This is a genomic window from Amycolatopsis antarctica (assembly GCF_002262875.1).
GTDB classification, from domain to species: domain Bacteria; phylum Actinomycetota; class Actinomycetes; order Mycobacteriales; family Pseudonocardiaceae; genus Amycolatopsis; species Amycolatopsis antarctica.
The window spans coordinates 377,931-392,748 of sequence record NZ_NKYE01000001.1; the positions used below are offsets into that span (position 1 = coordinate 377,931).

General features: G+C 71.3%; 14 protein-coding genes. 11 read left to right on the plus strand and 3 right to left on the minus strand.

The features are described from left to right. Positions 1-132: 132 nt before the first annotated feature. Positions 133-492 carry an ArsR/SmtB family transcription factor gene (locus CFN78_RS01895; protein ID WP_094860751.1) on the minus strand — a complete coding sequence of 120 codons (360 nt, stop codon included), beginning with the start codon at positions 490-492 and terminating at the stop codon, positions 133-135. A 128-nt stretch (positions 493-620) separates the two neighbouring features. Between CFN78_RS01895 and CFN78_RS01900 the strand changes: the two genes are divergently transcribed. From CFN78_RS01900 to CFN78_RS01910, 3 genes are all read left to right on the plus strand, one after another. Further along, a complete protein-coding gene (locus CFN78_RS01900) occupies positions 621-1,844 on the plus strand; it encodes an MFS transporter (protein ID WP_094860752.1) in 1,224 nt (407 codons plus the stop codon). Positions 1,845-1,922: 78 nt separating this feature from the next. Then, the gene (gene asnB / locus CFN78_RS01905) at positions 1,923-3,431 is read left to right on the plus strand and encodes an asparagine synthase (glutamine-hydrolyzing) (RefSeq protein ID WP_094860753.1); all 1,509 of its coding nucleotides are present in this window, start codon (positions 1,923-1,925) and stop codon (positions 3,429-3,431) included. A 125-nt stretch (positions 3,432-3,556) separates the two neighbouring features. Continuing rightward, positions 3,557-5,026, plus strand: a complete 1,470-nt coding sequence (locus tag CFN78_RS01910) for a DHA2 family efflux MFS transporter permease subunit (protein WP_094860754.1) — start codon at positions 3,557-3,559, stop codon at positions 5,024-5,026. A gap of 4 nt (positions 5,027-5,030) precedes the next feature. Here the strand turns inward: CFN78_RS01910 and CFN78_RS01915 are convergent, their stop codons facing one another. Continuing rightward, positions 5,031-5,612 carry an HhH-GPD-type base excision DNA repair protein gene (locus tag CFN78_RS01915; RefSeq protein ID WP_094860755.1) on the minus strand — a complete coding sequence of 194 codons (582 nt, stop codon included), beginning with the start codon at positions 5,610-5,612 and terminating at the stop codon, positions 5,031-5,033. A 280-nt stretch (positions 5,613-5,892) separates the two neighbouring features. Between CFN78_RS01915 and CFN78_RS01920 the strand changes: the two genes are divergently transcribed. The 5 genes from CFN78_RS01920 (at position 5,893) to CFN78_RS01940 (ending at position 9,887) form a co-directional block, all read left to right on the plus strand. Beyond that, the gene (locus CFN78_RS01920; protein ID WP_094860756.1) at positions 5,893-7,116 is read left to right on the plus strand and encodes an NADP-dependent isocitrate dehydrogenase; all 1,224 of its coding nucleotides are present in this window, start codon (positions 5,893-5,895) and stop codon (positions 7,114-7,116) included. A 76-nt stretch (positions 7,117-7,192) separates the two neighbouring features. Beyond that, positions 7,193-7,699 carry a hypothetical protein gene (locus CFN78_RS01925; protein WP_133116268.1) on the plus strand — a complete coding sequence of 169 codons (507 nt, stop codon included), beginning with the start codon at positions 7,193-7,195 and terminating at the stop codon, positions 7,697-7,699. A gap of 47 nt (positions 7,700-7,746) precedes the next feature. Continuing rightward, on the plus strand, positions 7,747-8,520 hold the full coding sequence (locus CFN78_RS01930; protein WP_094860758.1) for a hypothetical protein: 774 nt from the start codon (positions 7,747-7,749) through the stop codon (positions 8,518-8,520). A gap of 185 nt (positions 8,521-8,705) precedes the next feature. Next, a complete protein-coding gene (locus tag CFN78_RS01935; protein ID WP_240519206.1) occupies positions 8,706-9,023 on the plus strand; it encodes an SH3 domain-containing protein in 318 nt (105 codons plus the stop codon). Between the two features lie 54 nt (positions 9,024-9,077). Then, on the plus strand, positions 9,078-9,887 hold the full coding sequence (locus CFN78_RS01940) for an exodeoxyribonuclease III (protein ID WP_165777410.1): 810 nt from the start codon (positions 9,078-9,080) through the stop codon (positions 9,885-9,887). A gap of 31 nt (positions 9,888-9,918) precedes the next feature. Here CFN78_RS01940 and CFN78_RS01945 read toward each other — a convergent pair whose 3' ends face one another. Continuing rightward, the gene (locus tag CFN78_RS01945) at positions 9,919-10,815 is read right to left on the minus strand and encodes a LysR substrate-binding domain-containing protein (RefSeq protein WP_094860759.1); all 897 of its coding nucleotides are present in this window, start codon (positions 10,813-10,815) and stop codon (positions 9,919-9,921) included. A gap of 219 nt (positions 10,816-11,034) precedes the next feature. Between CFN78_RS01945 and CFN78_RS01950 the strand changes: the two genes are divergently transcribed. The 3 genes from CFN78_RS01950 to CFN78_RS01960 all read left to right on the plus strand — a co-directional run bounded on the left by CFN78_RS01950 (position 11,035) and on the right by CFN78_RS01960 (position 14,778). After that, entirely contained in the window at positions 11,035-12,306 is a 1,272-nt protein-coding gene (locus tag CFN78_RS01950; protein WP_094860760.1) for an aromatic ring-hydroxylating oxygenase subunit alpha, read from the plus strand. Further along, complete coding sequence (locus CFN78_RS01955; RefSeq protein ID WP_094860761.1) at positions 12,303-13,334, plus strand: PDR/VanB family oxidoreductase; 1,032 nt, start codon at positions 12,303-12,305, stop codon at positions 13,332-13,334. Before CFN78_RS01950 ends, CFN78_RS01955 begins: the two co-directional genes overlap by 4 nt. A 97-nt stretch (positions 13,335-13,431) precedes the next feature. Beyond that, a complete protein-coding gene (locus tag CFN78_RS01960) occupies positions 13,432-14,778 on the plus strand; it encodes an NAD(P)/FAD-dependent oxidoreductase (protein WP_205660396.1) in 1,347 nt (448 codons plus the stop codon). Positions 14,779-14,818: the final 40 nt, after the last annotated feature.

A 14,818-nucleotide genomic window follows, 5' to 3' on the forward strand; every position in this document is an offset into this window, starting at 1 on the left:
CGAAGATCGGTAAACAGGGACAGCCGCACGGCATCGTGCGTGTCTGTCCCGAACACAGTCCAACGGATCGGCGCCGCGATGTCATCGGTGATCCAGGGTGAGCCTGCCCACCCACCCGGCGGGGAGGGCAGGTCAGCGGCGCGGCGCGGCCAGCACGCCGTCCAGCAGGCCGGGGAACAAAGCGTCAAGATCCTTGCGCCGCAAGGAGTTGTACCGCGCGGTGCCCTGCTGGCGGCCGTGGATGAGGCCGGCCTCGCGCAGCGTGCGCAGGTGGTGGGTCAGTGTGGACTTGCTCACCGGCACCTCGAACGCCCCGCAGGCGATCTCGATCCGATCGGCGAGCTGGCGGACCATGTCCAGCCGTACCGGGTCGGCGAGGGCCTGCAGCACGCCCTCGATGGCGATGTCCGCGCGGCGCGGGTAGCTGTACCCGCCGGACACGGCCGGGCCGTCATCCCCGTCGGTGCCGGGGCCGCTCCGCTCGTCCGCCATTCCCACATCGTACGACGTTCCTCGTACTTCCGTGTCGCGGCACGCGACCCTCGTAGTACGGTGACGGTCGTAGTTCGACGAGGATCGAACGAACGTTGTCCGCCGCAGCACCGTCCACCGGGAGAACCATGTCGGCCACTACCCGCGCCACGGCACCCGTCGGCACGGGAGGCGAGCGCACCGGCACCCGATCCCCCCGGGGCGCCGTGCTGGCGTTCGGCGCGTTCGCGGTCGGCACCAGCGGCTACGTCGTCGCCGGGCTGCTGCCCGCGCTGACCGCCGAACTGGGCGTCTCCCCGTCCGCCGCCGCGCAGCTCGTCACCGCCTTCGCCCTCGCCTACGCGCTCGGTTCCCCGCTGTGCGCCGCGGCGACGGCACGCTGGGAACGCCGCACCCTGCTGGTCGCCGCCCTGCTGGTCACCGCGCTCGGCAACGGGCTGGCCGCCCTCGCCCCCGGCTACCCCTCGCTGTTCGCGGCCAGGGTGGTCACCGCGATCGGGGCCGCTGTCTTCACCCCCGCCGCCAGCGCCGTCGCCGCCGAGCTGACCACACCACAACGGCGGGGCCGGGCGGTCGCGCTGGTGTTCGGCGGGCTCACCGTGTCGCTGGTACTCGGCGTGCCCTTCGGCGGCGCGCTCTCCGATCGGCTCGGCTATCGCGCGGTGTTCGCCGTCGTCGCGGCCGCCGCGCTGCTCGGCGCGATCGCCGTGCGCCTGCTGCTGCCCCGGGTGCCACCGCCGCCCGCCGTGCGGTTCGCCGAACGTTTCGCCGTGGCTCGCGATCCGCGGGTGCGCTCGCTGCTCGCGGCGACCGTGCTGGGCTGTCTCGCGGCCTTCTCGGTGTACACGTTCGTCGCCCCGCTGCTCGCCGCCACCGCCGGCATCGGCGGCTCCACCCTCAACGTCCTGCTGCTCGTCTACGGCCTCGGCGGCGTGCTCGGCAACATCGCCGGCGGCCGGATCGTCGACCGCTGGGGATCGCGGCGCCCGTTGATCGCCGTGGTGGGGCTGCTCGTCGTCGTGCTGGCCGTCCTCCCGGTGGCGGCGACGACCGTGGCCGGGGCGGCGGTGGCGCTGTTCGTCTGGGGCATGGCCACCTGGTCGTTCAACCCACCGGTGCAGCACCGGCTGATCGAGCTCTCACCCCAGGGGGCCGGCCTGTTGCTCTCGCTCAACGCCTCGGCGATCTACCTCGGCGTGGGGCTGGCGGGTGTCGCGGGCGGCCTGATCCTGCCGCACGGCGGACCGGCGCTGCTGCCGCTCGTCGCGTCCGCGTTCACCGCGCTGGCGCTGGTGTTCGTCGTCCGCTGCTGGCGCGTGCCCGCCCCGCGACCACGGCCGGACGGGGTGTGACAGTCGTCCTCATCGCGCCGATTCGCTGAATTCGCAACTATCATCGGGAACGCCGAGGCGAGGAGGTGCATCGCGAGAATGTGTGGAATCGTTGCCGCCGTTGGCGATGTGAACGAAGAACTGTGCCGCGAGATGCTGGGCCGGATCGAGCACCGCGGCCCCGACGACACCGGCGAGATCCGGCGGGGCGACGTCTGGCTCGGCCACCAGCGACTGTCCATCATGGACGTCGACAAGGGCTCCCAGCCGATGACCGGAGCCGACGGCAGCACCTACCTCGTCGCGAACGGCGAGATCTACAACCACCGGCACATCCGCGAGGACCTCGGCCACCGGCTCTTCGAGACCGGTTCGGACAGCGAGGCGGCGCTACACGCCCTCACCGTCGACGGCCCGGTGGGCCTCGCCCGGTTGCGCGGCATGTTCGCCCTGGCCTTCGTCGACGCGAACGGTGACTTCCTGGTCGCCCGCGACTCGCTCGGCGTGAAGCCGTTGTACTGGGCGCGGCGGGAGAACGTGACGCTGTTCGCCAGCGAACTGCGCGCCTTCGACCCGGCCGACCGTCCGCTGGTGGAGAGCTTCCCGCCCGGGCACTGCTGGAGCCGCAGCGGCGGACTGGTGCGGTTCACCGACGCCATCCCGGCGCGTATCCGCCCCGCCCGGCGCGCGGAACAGCCCGGGGTGTGGGACGAGAAGCTGCTCAAGTCCGTCCGCGACAGCATCGTCGCCGCGGTGGAGAACCGGATGATGAGCGACGTCGGGATCGGCGTCTTCCTCTCCGGCGGGCTCGACTCCGCCATCGTCGCCGCGATCGCCGCCGAGTACGCCAAGCGGCACGACCAGCCGTTGCCGACCTTCGCCGTCGGTGCGCGGGGCAGCTCCGATCTGGCCGCCGCCCGCGTCGTCGCCGAGTTCCTCGGCACCGAGCACCACGAGATCGTGATGACCTCCGCGGACGCGGCCGCCGCGCTGCCGAAGGCCGTCCGGGCGATCGAGCACTACGACCCGTCGCTGGTCCGCAGTGCCGTGCCGAACCTGCTGCTGGCCGAGTACGCCTCGAAGCGGGTGCACGCCGTGCTGACCGGAGAGGGCGCCGACGAACTGTTCGCCGGGTACTCCTACTACCACGATGGCGAGTTCGGCGACCCGGACGCGCTGCAGGCCGAGCTGGTCCGCACGGTCGGCGAGTTGCACCACCTCAACCTGCAACGCTGCGACCGCACCACCATGGCGTACGGCATGGAGGCGCGGGTGCCCTTCCTCGACCGCGACGTCATCGAGGTCGCCCTGTCGATCCCGCCGGAGCACAAGATGACCGGGCCGGGCATCGAGGAGAAGAAGCTGCTGCGCGACGCGTTCGCCGGCTGGGTACCGGAGAGCATCCTGCGTCGCGGCAAGGAGCAGTTCGGCGACGGGTCGGGCGCCAAGGACGTGCTGGAGCAGGCCGTCCGCGAGGTGCCGGAGATCGCCGCCGCCGAGGGGGTGGAGCTGCGCAACGCCGAGGAGGCCGCGTTCTACGCGATCTGGCGCGACGAGCTCGACGGCATCCGCCCCGATCGCACGCTGGGCCTGTTCGCCACCACCTGACCCCGGTGCCCCGCTTGTAGGCTGGACCGGCTGCCGCCTGCCCCACGCGGGCGGGAGCCGGGCCGGGGGATGCCCCTTTTCCGTCCACTCCGGTCCGTCCCCGCCGACGACCGGAGAGGACGCCGATGACGGCCGACACCCCGGGCAGCCCCGCCCCGGAGACCGGCCGCTCCCGTACCCCGGCGCTGGTGACGATCTGCGCGGGAATGCTGATGGTCGTCCTCGACGGCAGCATCGTCTCGGTCGCCCTGCCCTCGATCCAGGCCGAACTGGGGTTCTCCGACGCGGGCCTGACCTGGACGGTCAACGCCTACCTGATCGCCTTCGGCGGGCTGCTGTTGCTGGCCGGACGGCTCGGCGACCTGATCGGCCGCAAACGGATGTTCGTCGCCGGGCTGATCGTGTTCACCGTCGCCTCGCTGGCGTGTGCCCTCGCGGGCAGCCAGGCGATGCTGGTCGCCGCCCGGTTCGCGCAGGGGGCGGGTGGCGCGATGACGGCGGCGGTCAGCCTCGGCATGGTCGCCACCCTCTACCCGCGACGCCGGGAGCGTGGCCGGGCGATGGGGGCCGTGGGTTTCGTCGGCGCCGCCGGGGCGTCGATCGGCCAGGTCGCGGGTGGGCTGCTGACCGAGGCGATGAGCTGGCACTGGATCTTCGTGGTCAACCTGCCGATCGGGTTCGCCGCCGCCGTCGTCGCGGTACGGGTGCTCGACCCGGACCGCGACCGGGCGACCGGGCGGGTGGACCTCGCCGGCGCGGTCCTGGCGACCAGCGGCCTGATGCTGGGCGTCTACACGATCGTCGAGACGGAACGGTTCGGCTGGGGTTCGCCGCACACGCTCGGGTTCGGCGCGCTCTCGCTGGCACTACTGGCCGGTTTCCTGCTCCGGCAGCACACCGCGGCCGATCCGCTGTTGCCGTTGCGGATGTTCCGCTCGCGCAACGTGTCCGGGGCGAACGCCGTGCAGATCCTGCTGGAGTCGGCGCTGTTCGGATTCCAGGTGCTGATCGTGCTGTACCTGCAGAACGTGCTGGGCTACGGCGCCGCGGCGGCGGGGATGGCGATGCTGCCCGCGGCGACGTTGATCGGCCTGGTTTCGCTCGGCGTGTCCGCGCGGCTGATCGCCCGCTTCGGTGATCGTGCGGTGCTGCTGGCGGGCCTGGTGCTGCTGGTCGGCGCGCTCGGCCTGCTGACCCGTCTGCCCGCGGACGCCGACTACGCCGTCGACCTGCTGCCGTCGATGGTGCTCGCCTGCGGGTTCGGCCTGGCGATCCCCTCGCTGTCCGGGCTCGGTATGTCCGACGCCAGGCCGGACGACGCGGGCGTGGCCTCCGGGCTGTTCAACACCACCCGCCATGTCGGCGGCGCGCTGGGCGTCGCCGTGCTCTCCACCCTGGCCACCGGCCGGACGGGCACGCTGACCGAGGCCGGGGCGGACTCCGCTTCCGCGCTGACCGGCGGCTTCCGGCTGGCCTTCGGCGTGGGTGCCGGGCTGATCGTGGTCGCGGCCGTGCTGGCCGCGGTCGTGCTGCGCGCTCCCGCCGCACCCCGGGCGAAGATCCCGGCGGGCGCCACGTCCGCTCGGAACCGCTAGGACGTCAGGTCTTCGCCGCCTTCGCCGCTGCCTTGCTGGCCTTCTTGAAGTCGCGGACCTGCTGCAGGGTGTCCGGTCCGGTGACGTCGGCGACGGAGCGCTTCGCGCCCGCCTTGCCGTAGTCGCCCGCGGCCTTGCGCCAGCCGTACGGGGCGACGCCGCGTTGCTTGCCGAGCAGGGCGAGGAAGATCTTGGCTTTCTGCTCCCCGTAGCCGGGCAGCGCCTTGAGCCGCTTGAGTACCTCGGCGCCGGTGGGCTTGTCCCGGGTCCAGATCGCCTCGACGTCGCCGTCGTACTCCTCGACGAGGTACTGGCACAGTGCCTGGACGCGGCGCGCCATCGAACCGCCGTAACGGTGGATCGCGGGCGGGGTGCAGGCGAGCGTGGCGAAGGCGTCCGGGTCGTAGCCGGCGATCTCGCGCACGTCGAGACGGCCGAGCCGGTCGTGGAGCTTCTTCGGGCCCTTGAACGCGATCTCCATCTGAATCTGCTGGTCCAGCAGCATTCCCAGCAGCAGCGCGAGCGGTTCGCGCTCCAGCAGCGCGTCCGCCTCCGGGTCCTGCGCGATGCGCAGCGTGGTCGTCATGCCCCCAGGATCCCACAAACGCGCTGGTCCCGGCTTCCGCGCTCGTGCGCTCCCGCGGGACGCGCGGACGTACGAGCGCGGACTCGCGGACGGAGCGGACCGGGCGCGGCGGTACCCTGCGAGGTGACCGGCGTCGGGGGCGCGTCACCCGTCCCGCCCCCGACATTACTGCTGGGTAACCAGGCTGTGGACCGCTCGTCCCGAGTTACCAGTACGCTTGTACCGCTAGCAGTGACGTGAGAAATTACGCGAGAGATCCGCGAGAGGAGCACCGCTGCTCATGGGCAAGATCAAGGTCCAGGGAACCGTCGTTGAACTCGACGGCGACGAGATGACCCGCATCATCTGGCAGTTCATCAAGGACAAGCTGGTCCACCCGTACCTGGACCTGAACCTGGAGTACTACGACCTGGGCATCGAGGAGCGTGACCGCACCGATGACCAGATCACCGTGGACTCCGCGAACGCCATCAAGAAGCACGGTGTCGGCGTCAAGTGCGCCACCATCACCCCCGACGAGGCCCGCGTCGAGGAGTTCGGCTTGAAGAAGATGTGGCGGAGCCCGAACGGCACCATCCGCAACATCCTCGGCGGCGTCGTCTTCCGCGAGCCGATCATCATCGAGAACATCCCGCGCCTGGTCCCGGGCTGGACGAAGCCGATCATCATCGGCCGCCACGCCCACGGCGACCAGTACAAGGCCACCGACTTCAAGGTCCCCGGTCCCGGCACGGTCACCATGACCTACACCCCGGCCGACGGTTCCGCGCCGATGGAGTTCGACGTCGCCCAGTACCCGGAGGGCGGCGGCGTCGCCATGGGTATGTACAACTACCGCGCCTCCATCGAGGACTTCGCCCGCGCCTCGCTGCAGTACGGGCTCGACCGTGAGATGCCGGTCTACATGTCCACCAAGAACACGATCCTCAAGGCCTACGACGGCATGTTCAAGGACGTGTTCCAGGACGTGTTCGAGGCCGAGTTCAAGGCCGACTTCGACGCCAAGGGCATCACCTACGAGCACCGCCTGATCGACGACATGGTCGCCGCGGCGATGAAGTGGGAGGGCGGCTACGTCTGGGCCTGCAAGAACTACGACGGCGACGTGCAGTCCGACACCGTGGCCCAGGGCTTCGGCTCGCTCGGCCTGATGACCTCGGTGCTGCGCACCCCGGACGGCCGCACCGTCGAGGCCGAGGCCGCGCACGGCACCGTCACCCGGCACTACCGCCAGCACCAGCAGGGCAAGCCGACCTCGACCAACCCGATCGCCTCGATCTACGCCTGGACCCGGGGCCTCGAGCACCGCGGCAAGCTGGACTCGAACCCGGAGCTGGTCGGCTTCGCGAACAAGCTGGAGCAGGTCGTCGTCGAGACGGTCGAGAGCGGCCGGATGACCAAGGACCTGGCGCTGCTCATCAGCAAGGAGCAGGCGTTCCAGACCACCGAGGAGTTCCTCTCCACGCTGGACGAGAACCTGGCCAAGAAGGTCGCCCAGGGCTGACCAGGACTGACCAGGACTGACCTGTGATCGCCGCCGGCGCACCGCGGACCCGTCTCCGGGCCGCGGTGCGCTGTCGTTGACGGAGGGGGAAGCGGTGTCGGACGGGGACGGGCGCGGCTATCGCGCGGTACTGGTGACCTCTCGCCGGTTCCGGCTGCTGACGCGGTCGATCGTGGCGCTCGGGGTGGTGCTCAGCGCGCTGCTCTGGACGTTCCGGCCGGAGCAGCCGGTGGCCTGCGCGGTGGCGACCGTGGTGCTGATCGGGGTGCCGGGGATGCTGGCCGTCAGCCGTGGCGTCGTCACCGTCACGCCGGAGACGATGCGCCTGACCGCGTTTCCGATCTTCCGCAAGACGGTCCCGCTCGACGGCGTCGACTCGGTGACGGTGGCGACGGCCGACCCGTGGCGCGACTACCACGGTCTCGGCTACCGGCTCGCCGGCAACGGCGAGGTCGGCTTCCTCTACGACCGCGGCCCCGCGGTGCGGGTCTGGATGCGCGGCGGACGTGTATACGTGGTGGGGGACCCGGACGCCGAACGGCTGGCGTCCGTGCTGCGCAGCGCCATCGCCGGGCGGAACTGAGCGGGACTCCGCGGCGTCGGAACAGGACCAGCGAAGGAGGTCGCCCCGTGGCGCACAACGGCCGGGCTTCCGGCGTCATCGCCCGTTCCGGCCTGATGCTCGGCATGGGGTCCGGGATCCTGCTGTTCCTGGTCCTGGCCTTCGTGTTCGGCGCCACCGACAACAGCCCGCTGGTCGGCATCGTCGCCTACTCGATCGTCCTGGTGCCGGTGGGCCTGGTGATCGGCCTGGTGGCGGGCGCGGCGGCGCAGGGGATCGCGCGCAGTATCCGCGGCCCCGAACTGCCCGCGCCGTATCCGCCGTACCCCCATCCAGGGCCGTGGCCGCAACCGCTTCCGCCGTACGCACCCGCGCCGCAGCCGCAGTTCGCCGCGCCCCGGCGGGACGGCCTGCCCCCGTTGCCGCCGATCCACCCGCCCGGCCTCGGCAACGGCGAGTGGGCCCGCTGCTACCAGCGCTGCCGTACCTCGGTACGCCGGTTCCACGCGATCGTCGAGGCCACCGGCCCCGGTGCGGGCCGGGACTGGTTGCACGGCATCGCTCTCGACCTGTCCGCCGAACTGGAGGAGGCTTTGCGCCTCGCCCGCTACGGTTACGTCCTCGCTCCCGCCGACCCCTCGGGTGCGGAGATCCCGGAGCCGACCGCGCGGGAGATCGCGCAGCGGCTGGCCGAGGCCGACCAGGCCTTCGAGGCGACGGTCGCCAGGGCGGGCCGGATCGCCGTGGACCTCTCCGCCGAGACGGACTTCGACCGGATCCGTGCCGAGCTGGCCGTGCTCGCCGAGCAGGCACCGCACCTGCGCGGTCAGCGCGGCGGCTGACACGCACGCACGCGGGGACCGGACGCGGGCGATGCGCGGCGCGGGCGGCCACGGTCGGTGACGCCGGATCGCACGGAAGGCCCTGGCGTTGGCACAGCCGGATGGATGCGACCCAGAGTGCTGGCCTGTGAGCGTGGAGTGTGCATACCCTGGTGGGTGCCCGTTTCCGGCGTCGAGGAGCAGCGGTGATTCTCGGAGTCCCCAAGAAGGTGCTTGTGGTGGCGGCGATCGTGGTGGCCGCGGGCTGGATGTATCTGCAGGGTGGCAGGCAGGAGTCCGGTGCCGCCGAGGGTGGCCCGCCGTCCGCCTGCCGGATGACCGTCGACGCCGACGTGCTCAACGTGCGCAGTGCCTCGAACGCCGGCGCGGAGATCGTCGGCAAGCTGAAGCAGGACGCCGAGACCAACGCCGAGCCGCTGGTGGAGAACGGCTTCCGCAAGCTCGCCGAGAACCGGTGGGCGGCCGAGGAGTTCCTGGTCCCGGTGGCGCAGGCCCGCTGCTGACCCGACCGGCGGTGCGTACCGCCGTTGTCGGAGGCCGCCGGTAGCCTGCCGGACGTGCTGATCGTCTCGACCGTGAACGTCAACGGCCTGCGTGCCGCCGCCAAGAAGGGCTTCACCGAGTGGCTGGCCGCCACCGAGGCCGACGTCGTGGCCTGTCAGGAGGTGCGGGCCGAACCGGACCAGCTTCCCGGCGAGGTGCGCAGTCCCGAGGGCTGGCACGTGCTGCACGCGCCGTGCGCGACCAAGGGCCGCAGCGGCGTCTCGCTGTACAGCAGGCACGAGCCGGCGTCGGTGCGGATCGGCTTCGGCGAGGCGGAGTTCGAGGACAGCGGGCGGTACGCCGAGATGCACCTGCCCGGCGTGGTGGTGGCGAGCCTGTACCTGCCCAGCGGTGATGTCGGCACGCCGAGGCAGGATGAGAAGGAACGCTTCATGACGGCGTTCCTGCCCTATCTCGGTGAACTGCGGGAGAAGGCCGCCGCCTCCGGCGACGAGGTCGTCGTGGTGGGCGACTGGAACATCGCGCACGCCGAGATCGACCTGAAGAACTGGCGCACCAACCGGAAGAACTCCGGTTTCCTGCCGGAGGAGCGCGCCTGGCTGAGCCGGGTGTTCGACGAGGCCGGTTATGTGGACACGCAGCGCCGCCTCGATCCGGAGGGACCCGGCCCGTACACCTGGTGGTCCTATCGGGGCAGGGCGTTCGACAACGACTCGGGCTGGCGGATCGACTACGTCAACGCCACCCCCGGGCTGGCGTCCACGGTGACCTCGGTGGTGGTGGAGCGGGCGGCCACGCACGACGAGCGCTGGTCGGACCACGCGCCGGTCACCGCGACCTTCGACTGGGACTTCCCCGCCTGAGCCGGGCAGGCACCGGGCAACCGGCCGGAGGTCAGGAGCGGGGGCCGGCGACCGTGCGGGCCGCCGTGACGAAATGCCGTACCGAGGCCGAGGTGTCGTCGCGGCGCCAGGCGACCTGCAACGCGATCCGCGGCGCGGAACCGACGAGCGGGCGGAACGCCACGCCCACCATGCGCAGGTTCGAGTAGAACGGCGGCTGCAGCGAGACGCCGACGCCGCTGGCCACCAGGCCGAGCTGGGTCTCCACATCGTTGCCCTCGGCCACGATCCGCGGGCTGAAACCGTGGTCCCGGCAGTAGCTGATGATGACGTCGAAGAAGTCGGCGCCGAGCGCGCGCGGCCACAGCACGAACGGCTCCTCGGCCAGGTCCTCCGGGCGGACGCTCTCCTGCTCGGCGAGCGGGTGGTCGGCGGGCAGCGCGGTCAGCAGCGGCTCGGAGACGAGCTGCTCCACGCACAGCGCCTCGCGGGGGCTGGCCTCCCGGACCAGTGCGACGTCGAGCCGGTGCTCGGCCAGCGCGACGAGCTGGGCCGAGGTGTCCATCTGGGTCAGCTCCAGCCGCAGGTCCGGGAACTCGCCGCGCATCGAGCGCATGATCTGCGGGGCCACGCTGGCCAGTGCTGTGCTGACCGAGCCGATCACCAGCACCCCGGCCGTGCCCTCGGCGGCCTGGCGCACCCGCTGTACCGCGCGGTCGGCCTCGAACAGCACCCGCGGCGCGGCCTCCAGCAGTGCCTCGCCCGCCGTGGTCAGCTCGACCAGTCTGCTGGTGCGGGAGAACAGCGGGGCGCCCAGATTGTTCTCCAGTGACCGGATCTGCTGGCTCAGTGCGGACTGGCTCACGTGCAGTCGTTGCGCCGCACGGCTGAAGTGCAGTTCCGCGGCGACGGTCAGGAACGCTCGCAACTGCCGCAGTTCCACACTCATAAGGTCAACCTTCTAGAACGTGTAGATCTACGCAAGCCCGCGATGGATACGAACGGCGCCGGAACCGGCACACTGAAACGCATGCCACGTCGCGAACTGAGGCGGACCGGATCCCCCGCCGGGGACCGCGCCCGGCGGCGCCTGCGCCGCACGCACCGGCGTTGCTGAGCATGCCGAGCGCGTCCCGCCCCGCTGCCGCCACGACGTAGGGAATGGCTCATGACGATCTCGACCGCGGATCCGCTCGACCATCTGAACTATACCTACCGGTCTGGTTACTCCCTTCCGCAGGCCGCGTACACCGCCGATTCGGTGTTCCGCGCCGAACTGGAGAAAGTGTTCTACGCCAACTGGTTGTTCGTCGCCGCGTCCCGTGAGGTGCCGACGGGTGGACGGCTCACCTGGACGATCGGTGACGAGTCCGTGGTGCTGGCCCGCACCAGGGACGGCGTGCTGCACGCACACCACAACGTGTGCAGGCACCGTGGTTCCCGCCTGCTGCCGGACGGCGCGAGCACCGGTCGCACGATCGTCTGCGGCTACCACTCCTGGACCTACGGCACCGACGGGTCCTTCCGCGCGGCGAGTGACATGGGCGAGTCCTTCTCGCAGCGCTGCGGGACCGAGCTGTCCCTGCGCCCCGTGCACGTGCGGGAGACCGGCGGCCTGATCTTCGTCTGTTTCGCCGAGCAGGCGCCGCCGTTCGACGCCGCGCACGAGGCGATCGAGGACCAGTTGCGCCCGCACCAGCCCGAGCGCACGGACGTCGCCGCCCGCTTCCACTACCGCGTCGCGGCGAACTGGAAGACGCTGGTGGAGAACAACCGGGAGTGCTACCACTGCAGCCCCAACCATCCCGAGTTCTGCCTGTCGAACTTCGAGCTCGGCGTCAACGGGGACAGCCGCACCAACGCCGAGTACGAGAACGCGCTCGCCGCGCAACGCCCGCGCTGGCTGGAACAGGGCCTGTCCGACCGGCAGGTGAGTTTCCCCGACGGTGGTTTCCACCGCGTGGCAAGGCTTCCGCTGCGCGACGACTTCGAGACCGAGAGCATGTCCGGCAAGCTGCTCGCCCCGCTGCTCGGTGACCTGACCCGGCCGCACGCCGGCAGCGTCCGGGTGGTCACCCTGCCGAACTCGTGGACGCACGTGAACGCCGACTACGTCGTGACCACCCGGCTGACCCCGGTGGACGTCGGCCTGACCGACATCGACCTCACCTTCCTCGTCCGCGAGGGGGCGGTGGCGGGCACCGACTACGACCTGGCGGAGCTGACGACGGTGTGGAAGGAGACCTCCGAGCAGGACTGGGAACTCTGCGAGCGCAACTATGCCGGGATCCGTTCGCGCGGCTACGAACCCGGTCCGCTCTCCCCGGTCACCGAGACCTCCATCGTCAGCTTTCACGAGTGGTGGCTGCGCCACCTCGGCACCCCGGCCGGGCCCCGGGCCGGCGCCGCCGCCGCGAACGGGACGGGAGAACCGCGATGACGAGCTACCTCACCCGGACCGGGGAGACGGCCCCGGTGGAGACCGGACAGGCGATCCCCGCGCGACGTTCCGTGACCAGGGAGCTGACCGTCCACAGTGTACGGACGGAGGCGGAGGGGGTGGTCTCCCTGCGGCTCGGCGCGGCCGGCGGTGGCACGCTGCCCGCGTGGCGGCCCGGCGCGCACCTGAGCCTGCACCTCACCTCCGGACTGGTCCGGCAGTACTCGCTGTGCGGTGACCCGGACGACCGGTCCACCTACCGGATCGCGGTACTCGACGAACCGAACGGGCGGGGCGGTTCGGCGGAAGTGCACCGCACCGTGGCCGAGGGCGTCACCGTCACCGTGGAGGAACCGCGTAACCACTTCGAACTGGTGCCCGCCCGGCGCTACCTGTTCGTCGCGGGCGGTATCGGGATCACCCCGATCCTGCCGATGATCACGGAGGTGGCGCGCACCGGCGCGCAGTGGTCGCTGCTCTACGGCGGCCGCTCCCGGCACTCGATGGCGTTCCTCGGCGAGCTGGCCGGAATCCCCGGGGGCGAGGTGGTGCTCGTACCCCAGGACGAACGGGGATTCCCCGACCTGGACGCGTTTCTCGCCCCGGCGACCCCGGCCGACGCCGTCTACTGCTGCGGTCCGTCCGGTCTCATCGAGGCCGTCGAGCGGTGCTGCGCCGCCCGCGCCGCCGCACCGGCCCCGCACGTGGAACGGTTCGCCGCCGCGCCGGACGCCGCCCCGGCAGCGGACGAGGACACCGATCGGGCGGTGGAGGTCGAGTTGCGGCGCTCCGGCACGACGGTGACGGTGCCACCGGGCACCAGCATCCTGCGGGCCGTGCGCGAGGTGCTCCCCGCGGCACCCTGGTCCTGCGCCGAGGGTTACTGCGGCACCTGCGAGGCGACCGTGCTCGACGGCGTGCCCGACCACCGGGACGCCGTGCTCTCCGAGGACGAACGCGCCGCCGGCGACTGCATGATGATCTGCGTGAGCCGGGCCCGTACCCCGAACCTGTCCCTGGACCTCTGACGGGCCCTTTGCCGAACCTCCGACATCGCCCCGCGCAGCCCACGATTCCCGTTCCCGCTTCCCGTTTTCCCGCAGTTCCGAGCATCGGAGTGAAACCGTGTCCGTATCCGAGCCCGCCATACCGGACTCCGCCCGTTTCGTGATCATCGGCGCCGGGGTGCACGGCCTGTCCACGGCCTGGCACCTCGCGGCCGAACTCAGGAGAAGCGGCGACGGTGACGGTGCCGACGTCGTCGTGCTCGACAAGACCGGGGTCGGCGCCGGTGCCTCGGGAATCGCCTGCGGCGTGGTGCGCAACAACTACTTCCAGCCCGCGATGCGGGAACTCATGGCGCATTCGGTCGGGCTGTGGGAGGAGAACGCGGAGGCCTTGTCGTACCACCCGGTCGGCTACCTGCAGATCTCACCGGAGCGGATGCGCGCCGACGTCGGCGACATCTACGCCCAGCAGCAGGCGATCGGCTACGAGTCGACCCTCGTCGAGGGGGAGGGCGACTCCCGCCGCTACCTCGAGGCGATCTTCCCGGACTGGCGGGCGCGCGGCATCACCAGCGTGCTGCACGAGAAGCGCGGCGGGTACGCGCACAACGGGCCCTCGGTGCGTGGACTGGCGGACAAGGCCAGAGCCGAGGGCGTGCGCATCCTCGGCGGGGTGACGGTGCGGGATCTGGTGCTGGACGGCGGTTCCGTCACCGCGGTGGAGACCGACCACGGGACGATCCGGTGCGAGCAGGTCGTGGTGGCCGCGGGCCCCTGGGTACGGGACTTCTGGCGGATGCTGGACCTGCCGGAGACCGTGGCGGTGCGCGGTTCGGACGGCGGCACCGTCGACCGTCCGATGTGGACGTACTGGGCGCTGCAGGAGGGCACCCTCGCGGTGGACCCCGGCTTCCTCACCGACGCGGGGGGCGCGATGCCACCGGTGGTGCATGTGGACAGTGACGCCCCGCTGTACGACGCCGCCGGCGATCTGGTGACCGACGAGGTCTGGGGCATCTACTTCAAGCCCGACACCAACTTCGGCGGGGTGCAGGGTGGCGCGATGCCGCTGGTCGTGCGGCGTCGGCCGGAGGACGTCGCCGTCGATCCTTACGGCCCGGACAGTCCGGACTTCGTCGTGGGCGCGGATTTCGAGCGCCTGTGGACCTCGGCGCTGGCGCACTGCCTGGAACGCTTCGACGGTCTGCGGCACCTGATGTCGCGGGAGCCGTCCGGTGGGATCGGCTGCTTCACGCCCGACAGTTTCCCGGTGTTCGACCGGTTCCGGGAGAACGTCACCGTGATCGCCGACTCCAACCACGGCTACAAGATGATCGGCGTCGGTGCCCTCGTCGCCAAGGAGGTGACGGGCAGCCCGCAGCGACTGCTGGAGCCGTTCCGCCACTCCCGGTTCGCCCGCGGCGAGGTCCATCCGGTCAGCAACTCGCCATTCCCCTGGAGCTGAACCACTCCGGTGCGCGACTCTGGTGCCGGACTCCCGGTAC

Coding starts and splice junctions, on each gene's coding strand:
- CFN78_RS01895 (WP_094860751.1), bottom strand. CDS start 492: ATGGCGGACGAGCGGAGCGGCCCCGGCACCGACGGGGATGACGGCCCG.
- CFN78_RS01900 (WP_094860752.1), top strand. CDS start 621: ATGTCGGCCACTACCCGCGCCACGGCACCCGTCGGCACGGGAGGCGAG.
- asnB (WP_094860753.1), top strand. CDS start 1,923: ATGTGTGGAATCGTTGCCGCCGTTGGCGATGTGAACGAAGAACTGTGC.
- CFN78_RS01910 (WP_094860754.1), top strand. CDS start 3,557: ATGACGGCCGACACCCCGGGCAGCCCCGCCCCGGAGACCGGCCGCTCC.
- CFN78_RS01915 (WP_094860755.1), bottom strand. CDS start 5,612: ATGACGACCACGCTGCGCATCGCGCAGGACCCGGAGGCGGACGCGCTG.
- CFN78_RS01920 (WP_094860756.1), top strand. CDS start 5,893: ATGGGCAAGATCAAGGTCCAGGGAACCGTCGTTGAACTCGACGGCGAC.
- CFN78_RS01945 (WP_094860759.1), bottom strand. CDS start 10,815: ATGAGTGTGGAACTGCGGCAGTTGCGAGCGTTCCTGACCGTCGCCGCG.
- CFN78_RS01950 (WP_094860760.1), top strand. CDS start 11,035: ATGACGATCTCGACCGCGGATCCGCTCGACCATCTGAACTATACCTAC.
- CFN78_RS01955 (WP_094860761.1), top strand. CDS start 12,303: ATGACGAGCTACCTCACCCGGACCGGGGAGACGGCCCCGGTGGAGACC.